The organism is Kitasatospora sp. NPDC059747 (genome assembly GCF_042732955.1).
Lineage (GTDB): Bacteria > Actinomycetota > Actinomycetes > Streptomycetales > Streptomycetaceae > Kitasatospora.
Window position 1 is genome coordinate 4973 of the sequence record NZ_JBHWGV010000053.1, and the last position, 9827, is coordinate 14799.

Below are 9827 nucleotides of genomic sequence, written 5' to 3' on the forward strand. Positions count from 1 at the left end.
TCCCCCGCGCTCTCTCTCTCCCCCGCGCCCCCCCCCCACGGCGAGGAGGCCGTCCGCCTGGCCGTCGAGCGGCCCGTCGACGTCGTCCTCATGGACGTCCGCATGCCCGGCACCGACGGCATCGAGGCCACCCGCCGCATCGTCGAACAGCGCCCCGACACCAAGGTGCTCATCCTCACCACCTTCGACCTCGACGAGTACGCCTTCGCCGGGCTGCGCGCCGGGGCCTCCGGCTTCCTGCTGAAGAACGCCGAACCGGACGAGCTGCTCGCCGCGATCCGCTGCGTGGCGGCGGGCGACGCGGTCGTCTCCCCGCGCGTCACCCGCCGCCTGCTCGACACCTTCGCCTCCCACCTGCCCGCCGACGGCCGCGGCGCCACCCGCGGCGAGGAGGCCGTCGCCGCGCTGACCGCCCGCGAGCGCAGCGTCCTGATCACGGTCGCCCGGGGCCTGTCCAACGCCGAGATCGCCGCCGAGCTCAAACTCGCCGAGGCCACCGTCAAGACCCACGTCAGCCGCATCCTGCTCAAGCTCGGCCTGCGCGACCGGGTCCAGGCGGTCGTGTACGCCTACGAGAACCGGCTCGTCCAGCCCGCCTGAGCACGCACGGCACGCACGCGCCCCGGCCCCTACGCAACCCGCGTGCGCCGGTCCACACTGGACGGACCCGTCCGAGTACGGACACCAGAGTGCCGGGGGACACATGGAGGCGTACTTCTTCCTCAGCTACGCGCGGGCGGACGACAACGGTTCGGCCGTCGCTGGCTTCTACCAGGACCTGCGCGCCGAACTGGCCCGGCGCGACCCGGACGCGGCCGCGCTGCCGAGCTTCCGGGACGTCGAGCAGCTGTTCCTCGGGACCGACTGGGAGCTGCGGCTGTCGCGCACCGTCGCCCGCTGCCGCACCATGGTCGCGCTCTACTCGCCCGCCTACTTCGCCAGCGTCTACTGCGGCAAGGAGTGGACCGCCTTCCGCTCCCGCACCATCGCCTACGAACGCGAGACCGGCTGGGACAGCGGCGCCCTGCTGCCCGTCCTGTGGGAGCCCCTGCCCGCCGGGCCCGCCGCCCCCGCCGACGAGGTCCAGTACGTCGAACCCGCCATGGGGGAGCGCTACGCCGAACTCGGACTGCGCCGCCTCATCGAACAGGACCCGGGCGGAGCGGACTACCGGCGCGTCGTCGAGGTCCTGGCCGAACGGGTCCGCCTGCCCGCCCAACGCGCCCGCCTGCCCGAACTCGCCGACCTCGACCTGCGGCACTACCCCGGAGCCTTCCCGCCCGGCCCCCGCCCCGACCAGCCCGCGGCCGCCGCCGGCCACCACCCGCCCGCCCACCTGTTCGTCAGCTACGCCCCCGCCGAACGGATGTGGGCCGAGTGGGCCGCCACCGAGCTGACCGCCCTCGGCTACCGCACCACCCTGCACAGCGTCGCCGCCGCCGAGGAAGGCCTGCCCGTCGAGGCCGGCTGGGCCCTGACCGGCCAGGGCCGCGTCGTCGTCCTGCTCTCCGCCGCCTACCCCGGCCACCCCCGCGCCGAGCGCCTCTTCCGCGCGCTCGCCGGCCGCGAGGCGGCCCCGGGCGTGCCCGCCCTCGTCCCGGTCCGGGTCGGCGACCCCGACACCGCCCTGCCCCGGCTCTTCGCCGAGCGGCCCAGCGTCGACCTCGCCGGCTCCTCGGCCGCCGACTCCCTGACCCGGCTGGCCACCGCCGTCGGCCACCCCGCCCGGGAGAGCGCCGGCGACCGCCCGTCCGCCCGCGGCGGCCACCCCGGCGACCTGCCCGCCGTCCTGGACATCCCCGCCCGCAACACCTCCTTCACCGGCCGCGACCGCGAACTCGAGGCCCTGCGCGACGGCTTCACCACCGCCCCCGCCGGCGCCGTCCGCGTCCTGACCGGCCTCGGCGGCGTCGGCAAGACCCAGACCGCCGCCGAATACGCCCACCGCTTCCGCGCCGGCTACGACGTCGTGTGGTGGATCGGCGCCGAACAGCCCGAACTCATCGCCACCCGGCTGGCCGCCCTCGCCCCCGGACTCGGCCTCGAACACGGCGAGGACAGCCAGGACACCGCCGCCCGCGTCCTCGCCGCACTGCGCCACGGCACCCCCTACCGGCGCTGGCTGCTCATCCTCGACAACGCGACCGGCCCCGACCAGCTCGCCCGCTGGCTCGTCGACGGCCCCCTCGGCGGCCACATCCTCATCACCTCCCGCAACCCCGCCTGGAGCGGCCGGGCCGGAGTCGTCGAACTCGGCGTCTTCCGCCGCACCGAGAGCCTCCAGCACCTCCACCGCCTCAACCCCGGCCTCGGCCACGACGCGGCCGACCAGGTCTGCGACCGCCTCGGCGACCTGCCGCTGGCCATCGCCCAGGCCGCCGCCTGGCTGCGCGAGAGCGGCATGCCCGTCACCGACTACCTCGACCTGCTCGCCGCCACCATGACCGAGATCCTCGAACGCACCCGCCTGCCCGCCACCGACTACCCGCGCTCGGTGGCCGCGACCTGGCACCTGTCCCTGGAGGAACTCCACCGCACCAACGCCCGCGCCGCCGAACTCCTCGAAATCTGCGCCCACTTCGGCCCCGAGCCGATCCCCACCGCACTGCTGCTCTCCCCGCTGCTGGCCCGCCACCTCGGCCTCGACGGCGACGCCCTGGGCACCCGCCTGGAGATGGGCGAGCTCGTGCGCACCATCCACCGCACCGGCCTGGCCCGCGCCGACGCCGGCCGCCAGTCCCTGACCGTCCACCGCCTCGTCCAGGCCGTCGTCCGCGACCAGCTGCCCGCCCAGCGCGGCGAGGAGATGCGCCGCGTCGTCCAGCTCGCCCTCGCCGCCGCGGCACCCTCCGACCCCGACCGGGTCGGCACCTGGGAGGCCTTCGCCGAGATCCTCCCGCACCTGTGGCCCAGCGGCGCCGCCGACTCCACCGAGGCCGACGTGCGCCGGCTCATCGTCAACTCCGTACGCTTCCTGTGGAAGCGCGGCCTCTACCCGGAGGCCAGGGAACTCGCCGAACGCACCCTGGAACGCTGGAGCAGGGCCGCCCCGGACGGCGGGCGCCCGGGCACCGACGGCCTCCAGACCGGCATGCTGCGCGTCCAGCTCGCCAACGTGCTCCGCGAACAGGGCGAATTCCGGGCCAGCTACACCATCGACCGCACCGCCCTGGAACGCTTCCGCGGCGAACTGGGCCCCCGCCACCTGCAGACCCTCATCGCCGCCGGCAACCTCGCGGCCGACCTGCGCCTGCTCGGCCGCTACCAGGAGGCCCGCGAACTCGACCGCGACACCCTCGACCACGTCCTCCAGGCGCTCGGCCCCGACCACCCGCGCATCGGCATGACCCTCCACAACCTGGCCGTCTCCGAGGACCTCACCGGCGACTGGCCCCGCGCCCTGGACCTCTACCGCCGCAGCTACCGCCGCCAGCGGCGCCTGCTCGGCCCCGCCGACCTCGACACCCTGCTCTCGGCCGCGGCCTACGGCGGCACACTGCGCGAGATGGGAAGGTTACGCGAATCGCTGACCGTGCTGGAGGACACCGTCCTCGCCTACCAGCGCACCGTCAGCAGCCGCAACACCCAGTCCCTGTACGCCAGGGCCGAACTCGCCGCCACCACCTTCCGCCTCGGCGACCTGCCCGCCGCCTGCGAACAGGCCGGCCAGACCTACCAGGACCTCGGCGACGTCCAAGGCCCCCACCACCTGCACTCCCTCGTCGCGGCCACCACCCTGGCCGCGGCCCTCCACGCCCGCGGCGACCACCAGCGCGCCGCCCGCATCGCCGCCCGCGCCCACCGGGCCGGCCAGGACCACTTCGGGGAGGCCCACCCCGTCACCCTCGCCCTGACCGCCGGCCTCGCCGTCCACCTCCGTGCCACCAGCAGCGCCGCGGAGGCCCGCTCCCTGTCCCACACCGCCGTCACCGGCCTCACCCGCGCCATCGGCGCCGACCACCCCTACCTGGGCGCCGTCCTGATCAACCACGCCACCGGCCTCGCGGAGACCGGCGAGAGCGAAGCGGCCGCCGAACTCGGCCGCCGCGCCATGGACCTGCTCACCGCCGTGGTCGGCGACACCCACTACGACGTGCTCACCGCCCGCGCCAACCTCGCCCTCGACCTGGCCGCCCTCGGCCACCACACCGAGGCCGCGCGCCTGCGCGCCCGCTGCGCCCGCCAGGCCGCCGACGCCCTGGGCCCCGCCCACCCGGTCACCACGGCCACCGAAGCCGCCACCCGCCTGGCCGCCCACGTCGAACTGGTGCGGCTCTGAGACGGCCCGGGCCCCCGGCCGCGGGAGGGCCGGGGGCTGCGAGCGCCGTACGGAGTGTCAGGGGCGGGTGACCGAGGTCGTGTTGGTGGCGGCGTTCCAGTGGACGGTCGCGTTCTGGAACTTCTGGACGCGCCCGCCCGGCTCGTCGGCCTCGTCGGTGACGGGGTAGCCGACGGCCTTCTCGTGGCCGGCGGCGTGGAAGGCGTCGTAGATGGCGCCGTGGACGACGTGCGCACCGGTCGGGGCGGACCACAGGATCACGGCCCGCTCGAAGAACTGGTAGCGCCCGCGGGTGCCGTCGGGGGCCGCGGCCCCGTCCGCCTCGTCCATCGTCGGGAAGCCCCAGGCCCGTTCGGCGTCGGTGGCCCAGAAACGGGTGAGGATCTCGCCGTAGACGGGGTGGGCCTCGTCCGGGTGCCACAGGATGATGCCGTTCTTGAACTGCTGGAAGCGCCCGCCGGCCGCCGAGTCGCGCTCACCGCGGATCGGCGCGCCCAGCACGCTGTTCAGACCGCCCATGGCGTCGTACTTGACCCGGATCGCGCCGTAGGGCATCAGGTCGTCCAGGCGGTTGTAGCGGCGCGGGGTGAAGCCGCGCAGCCCGTCACCCCACGTGCGCTCCTCGGCGACGTGGCCGAAGTCGTACTCCTCGCGCACCACCGGCTGGGTGTGGGCGGCATCGGCCCAGCGCACGAACAGGGCGACGTGGTCGGTGCCGCCGGCGTCCTTGAGCAGCGCGTCGCCGGGCTGGAGGTCACCGGCCGGGATGTCGGCGGTCACGTTCCACAGCGTCCACGTGGTGAGCGAGGTGCCCAGGTGCCAGGCCATCGACACGAAGCCGGAGCAGTCGGGGCGGTAGCAGCCGAACTGGTTGCCGTGGCAGCCCTGCTGGCTGTACGGCACCTGCTCGGCGATCCACGACCACGCGCGGTCCATGACCTCGCCGCGCCCGATCGGGCCGTCGGTGTCGGAGTCGAGCGCGGCGGCTCCCGTGACGGGGGAGCGGACGGGTACGGCGGACGCGGCGTTCGCGGCGTTCGTGGCGGCGGGTATCGCGCCCAGCGCGAGCGCGGCCGCCGCCAGGGCGGGGACCACGGCGCGCGCGGCACGGCGCAGGATCGGCGTAGTGCGCAAGGCTGGCTCCTGGGGGTCTGCGGTGGAAGGGCTCCGCGGTGGAAGGGCCCTGACGGACCGTCCGCAAGCTAGCCGCGGGCGCGCGGGGCCGGTATCCGGAACGCTCCGGATTGACCGGCCCCGTCAGCCAGTCGAGGATGGTGCCGGGCAGGCCGGCAGCTCCGGGCGGTCCAGGGTCCGCACCGCCGGCAGCCACGCCGCCGGCTCCGACGGGCCCCCGGGCAGGCGCACCCGGAACCACCGGGGCGACTGGGTGCCCATCTCGTCGACGATCGGCACCCCGTGCGGCTCCTCGCACTCCGCGTCCAGCACGTCCCCGTGCCACACCCGGGTCGCCACCACGTTCCCCGCCAGGTACGGCTCGCGCGGGTCGATCGCCAGGCCCAGGCTGCACTGCGGATCCCGGCCCGCCCGGCTCTGGCAGCCCGGGTCCGCGTTGTACACCCGTACGTGCCCCGCCGCCGGGGCGCTGCCGCCGGCGTCCGTCCAGCCCACCGCCACCGTGCCCGCCACTGCCGCCCCGGACGCCAGCACGGCCGCCGCCGCGAGCGCCGCGGGCCCGTGGCGCCGCCGCCCGTGTCTGCCCCCGCCCCGGTGGGCGCGGATGCGCGCGAGCAGGCTCTCGGCACTGTGGGCGGCGCGCTCGGCATGGGTGGGCGCCAGGCAGTCGGCGGCCAGCGCCCGCCAGAACGGCGGCACCCCGTCCGCCATCCGCAGCGGCGCCCGCCGCTCCGCGTACTCCTGGGCGGCCGCCGCCCGCGCCGCCGGGGTCGCGCCGGGAAACGGCGAGGCGCCGCGCGCGAACACCTCGTGCACGACGATCCCCAGCGCCCAGATGTCCCCGCTGGGACGCACGGTGACACCCTGCTCGCCCAGCGGCGCCCGCCAGCGCTCGGGCGGCAGGTAGTCGAACGTGCCCATCGGCGGCGCGTGGCCGTGCGTGCCACCGGTCCCGGTCAGCTCGGTCGCCAGCCCGAAGTCCGCGAGCAGCACCGAACCGTCGGCGGCCAGCAGCACGTTGTCGGGCTTCAGGTCGCCGTGCACCCACCCGGCGGCGTGCAGGTGGGCCAGCCCCTCGCAGATCCCGGCGATCAGCGCGCCGCCCTCGGCCTCGGACACCTCCGCCGAATCCAGCAGGTCCCGCAGGCTGCGCTCCGCGCGCTCCATCACCAGGACGATCGCGCCGTCCAGGAACGCGTCACCCTCCGCGCCGAGCTGCACGGTGTCCAGCAGGCGCACCAGCCGCGGATGGCGGGTGCGGCGGGCGAACTCCACCTCGCGGCGCGCGGTTTCGGCGACCTTGGCGGCCTGGCGCGGCGTCAGCCCCGCGGTCGGCAGGATCTTCAGCGCGACCTCGACGCCGACCCCGGTGCCGACCCCGGCACCGTCCCCGGCACCGTCCTCGTCAACGCTTCCGTCACCGCTCCCGGTGGAGCGGCCCGCGTACACACTGGCCCAGCCTCCGGCCGCGATCGGCCCGGTGACCTCCCAGCGCCCCACGCGCCGGCCCGGCGGCAGCGGGTGCACGCTCAGGCACCGGCGGGGCCGACCGGGCCGCGCGGCGGCAGCAGCGCCAGGTGCTCCTCGCGCACCAGCCCGAACCGCAGCGCGATCGCCACGATCGCCTCCCGCTTGCCGTTGCGCCGCCCGCCCCGCTCCTCCGCCGGGGCGGCGATGCGCATCTTCTCCTCGGCCAGGTAATCGATGTGCGAACTGACCGCACGCGCCGTCAGCCGCGCGCACGCCCGATGACCGGCCAGCCGCTCCACGATCCGCGGCGTCGTCGGCACCTCCAGCGGCGACTCGTCACGCAGCCGCGGCTCGCACAGCGCCACCAGCACCAGGAAGTACGTCGCCGTCTCGTCCAGCGAGTACGCCGTGACCGTCCGGGTGCCCCGCAGGGCGTCGCCGCCCAGCCCGTCCGGATCCAGGTAGACGTGATCGGGGGCGAACACCTGGAAGGCCAGCGTCCCGCCGCCGTGCGTCGGCAGCACCACGCGCGAGAACTCGAACGGGATCGGCGCCCCCGCCCGCCGCGGCGGCACCCGCAGGTACTCCCCGGCACCCTCCGGGTTCTCCACCAGGTAACTCTGGCTCGCACTGAGGTTGCTCAGCTGCCAGTGGTCCTCCGTCACCCGGATCTCCCCGGCCAGCCGCGACACCGCCGCGTCCGCCAGCGGCAGCTCCACCGGCACCGCCGCCGAACCCCGCCCGAACCGCGCCACCTGACCGGGCCCCAGCCGCAGCGTCACCGCCCCGGCACTGCCGTCGCCCGCAGGCGGCAGATACACGACAACGCCACTCATGCGCCCGCCTCGCTGCGCCCGGCGGTCGCTTCGCGAAACACGCACCCATCAGTGGTTCGCTCGCTGCGCTCGCTCACGGTCGCGCCCCCCTTCATCGCACCTCAGGGCGACGGTACACAATGTGCCGGGGCGATTGCGAAGCGTGTGCCGATCCTCACGAACCGCTGCTCCCACCACCGCCGTCACCGAGGCTGGTGAGGTCGGCCCCGTCGTTGCGCGAACCGCGCCGGCGCCGCTTGGCCGCCGAGCGCACCACCTCGCCCGCCCCCAGCGTCACCGCCGCCACCGCCCGCACCCACCCCGGCCCGCCGCGCTGCGCCCACACGACGCACGCGCACCCGCCGACGACGAGCAGCAGGACGAGAACCAGCACCACACCGACCATGCTCCGCACCTCTTCTTCGTGTTCGTATACCGCCGGTGATCTTCCCAGATCCCCCGATACGCGAACGAAACACTCGCTACCGGAATCTGACCTCACCGATGCGCCGGTGAAACCCGTTTCAGGGCGGACCTTGACGTTCCGTTCCTGCAGTGCCACCCATGCCAACGACGTCAGCCACCCCCCGAAGGTTCACCCGCCGGTTCTCTGCTGCCGGAGCCCTCCTGTCGAGCGCGGCCACGGCGGCCGTCCTGCTGCCGGCTGCCGCCGTCCGCTTCCCCCGAACACCCCGGACCCCGGGGCGACCTGGACGCACGGCGGCGCGGTGAACGGGAGCGTCGGGCGGCTCTTCTTCACTTTCACCCGGGCGACAGCGCCCGCCGCCTCTGCGCCCGGGCCCAGGCGCAGCCGCTCTGACCGCCGCGCCCGGTGGGTCAGTGCAGGAGGGCGTGCAGCAGCCGTACGTAGCGGCTCCAGCGGGCCGGGCGGGCCACCGTGCCCGAACAGGCCAGTTCGGCGCGGTCCAGGCTGTCCTCCAGGCAGGCGTCGTGGAGGGGGCGGAAGACGAGCGGCCAGGTGAGGCGCGCCGGGCCGCGGGCGGCCATGGCGAGGGTGTGGCGCAGCAGCGTGTGCTCCTCGTCGACGGCCAGGGCGGTGAATTCGTGGAATCCGTGGAAGCCGCGCGGCCCGCTGAAGGTGAAGCGCACCCATTGCGAGGGGACGTGGGCGGCGACGGTGTAGCGGACCGGGCCGTGCCCGCCGACCGCCCCGGCCGCCAGGGGGCGGTCGAACTCCATCGACGGCCAACTGCCCTGCGGCCACAGCCTGTCGTCGCTGCTCGCCAGGGTGTCGATCAGCGCTCCCACCTCGCTTCGCTGCGCGGCCAGCAGGCGCTCGTGCACGTTGTAGACACCCATCGCGGTCTCCTCGGGTTCTTTTTAGAGGCCAATCTCTAATATTGTGGAGGGTACTCTCCACTTCATGGCGAGACCACCCCGCTTCGATGCGAACCAGCTGCTCGACGCCGCCGTGCGGCTGGCCGCCGCCGGGGGACCGGCCGCGGTGACGATGTCCGCGGTCGCCACGGAGGTGGGCGCCCCGAGCGGCTCGGTGTACCACCGGTTCGCCGGGCGCTCCGCGCTGCTCGCCGAGGTGTGGCTGCGGACGGTGGAGGGCTTCCAGGACGGCTACTTCAAGGTCCTCGAAGCGAGCGGCGGCGACGCACGGCGGGCGGGCTGCGCGGCGGCGCGCCACGTCGTCGCCTGGAGCCGCGCCCACCCCGAGGAGGCCGCTCTCCTCCTCTACGGCGCCGAGGACTTCGGGCGCGCCGACTGGTCGGACGAGCACCGCCGGCGGGCGGACGACGGCAACCGCCGCGTGCGCGCCTCTCTCGCCGAGCTCGCCACCGCCCTGGGCGCCGAGGGCCCGCAGGCCGCCGAGCGGGTGGCCCTCGCCGTGGTCGACCTGCCCCTGTCCCTGGTCCGCCGCCACCTCCGCTCCGGCGACGCCCTCCCCGCCCACGCCGAAGATCTCGCCGAACAGTGCACCGCCGCCCTCCTGGGCCCGGCCGCCTGAGGACCGCCCCCATGGCCGCCCGGCCTGGACGGCGGGGCGGTGAGCGAAAAGTCGGCGGGCCCGACTTCTGGTGCGGGGTGGGGGGGGGGCCCCGGGCGGGGGGGGGGGGGCGGCCGGCGGGGCGCGCCCCCCGCCGGGGGGGGGGGGCGCC

The 9827-nt window shown here is 75.5% G+C and carries 8 protein-coding genes; 3 read left to right on the forward strand and 5 right to left on the reverse strand.

Features of this window, described 5'->3' with window-relative positions; genetic code table 11:
- Positions 1 to 600, forward strand: a 600-nt coding sequence (locus ACFV4G_RS23000) for a response regulator (RefSeq protein WP_380443287.1), incomplete at its 5' end; no start/stop codon positions are given.
- 103 nt (positions 601 to 703) lie between these two features.
- The gene (gene fxsT, locus ACFV4G_RS23005; RefSeq protein ID WP_380443288.1) at positions 704 to 4279 is read left to right on the forward strand and encodes an FxSxx-COOH system tetratricopeptide repeat protein; all 3576 of its coding nucleotides are present in this window, start codon (positions 704 to 706) and stop codon (positions 4277 to 4279) included.
- Between the two features lie 57 nt (positions 4280 to 4336).
- Here fxsT and ACFV4G_RS23010 read toward each other — a convergent pair whose 3' ends face one another.
- The 5 genes from ACFV4G_RS23010 to ACFV4G_RS23030 all read right to left on the reverse strand — a co-directional run bounded on the left by ACFV4G_RS23010 (position 4337) and on the right by ACFV4G_RS23030 (position 9018).
- Positions 4337 to 5413, reverse strand: a complete 1077-nt coding sequence (locus ACFV4G_RS23010; RefSeq protein ID WP_380443290.1) for a hypothetical protein — start codon at positions 5411 to 5413, stop codon at positions 4337 to 4339.
- A 123-nt stretch (positions 5414 to 5536) separates the two neighbouring features.
- Positions 5537 to 6940: a serine/threonine-protein kinase gene (locus tag ACFV4G_RS23015; RefSeq protein ID WP_380443292.1), complete on the reverse strand. Its 1404-nt coding sequence runs from the start codon at positions 6938 to 6940 to the stop codon at positions 5537 to 5539.
- A 2-nt stretch (positions 6941 to 6942) separates the two neighbouring features.
- Complete coding sequence (locus ACFV4G_RS23020; RefSeq protein WP_380443294.1) at positions 6943 to 7719, reverse strand: serine/threonine protein kinase; 777 nt, start codon at positions 7717 to 7719, stop codon at positions 6943 to 6945.
- A 154-nt stretch (positions 7720 to 7873) separates the two neighbouring features.
- Positions 7874 to 8104 (reverse strand): hypothetical protein, encoded by a 231-nt coding sequence (locus ACFV4G_RS23025; RefSeq protein WP_380443296.1) that lies wholly within the window; start codon positions 8102 to 8104, stop codon positions 7874 to 7876.
- Positions 8105 to 8535: 431 nt separating this feature from the next.
- Positions 8536 to 9018: an SRPBCC family protein gene (locus tag ACFV4G_RS23030; RefSeq protein WP_380443298.1), complete on the reverse strand. Its 483-nt coding sequence runs from the start codon at positions 9016 to 9018 to the stop codon at positions 8536 to 8538.
- A gap of 64 nt (positions 9019 to 9082) precedes the next feature.
- On the opposite strand from ACFV4G_RS23030, the gene ACFV4G_RS23035 reads away from it, so the two are divergent.
- Positions 9083 to 9676 (forward strand): TetR/AcrR family transcriptional regulator, encoded by a 594-nt coding sequence (locus tag ACFV4G_RS23035; RefSeq protein ID WP_380443300.1) that lies wholly within the window; start codon positions 9083 to 9085, stop codon positions 9674 to 9676.
- Positions 9677 to 9827: the final 151 nt, after the last annotated feature.

What these genes read in the sequence shown, in the direction of transcription:
- fxsT (WP_380443288.1), top strand. Translation starts at nt 704, where the DNA reads ATGGAGGCGTACTTCTTCCTCAGCTACGCGCGGGCGGACGACAACGGT.
- ACFV4G_RS23020 (WP_380443294.1), bottom strand. Translation starts at nt 7,719, where the DNA reads ATGAGTGGCGTTGTCGTGTATCTGCCGCCTGCGGGCGACGGCAGTGCC.
- ACFV4G_RS23025 (WP_380443296.1), bottom strand. Translation starts at nt 8,104, where the DNA reads ATGGTCGGTGTGGTGCTGGTTCTCGTCCTGCTGCTCGTCGTCGGCGGG.
- ACFV4G_RS23030 (WP_380443298.1), bottom strand. Translation starts at nt 9,018, where the DNA reads ATGGGTGTCTACAACGTGCACGAGCGCCTGCTGGCCGCGCAGCGAAGC.
- ACFV4G_RS23035 (WP_380443300.1), top strand. Translation starts at nt 9,083, where the DNA reads ATGGCGAGACCACCCCGCTTCGATGCGAACCAGCTGCTCGACGCCGCC.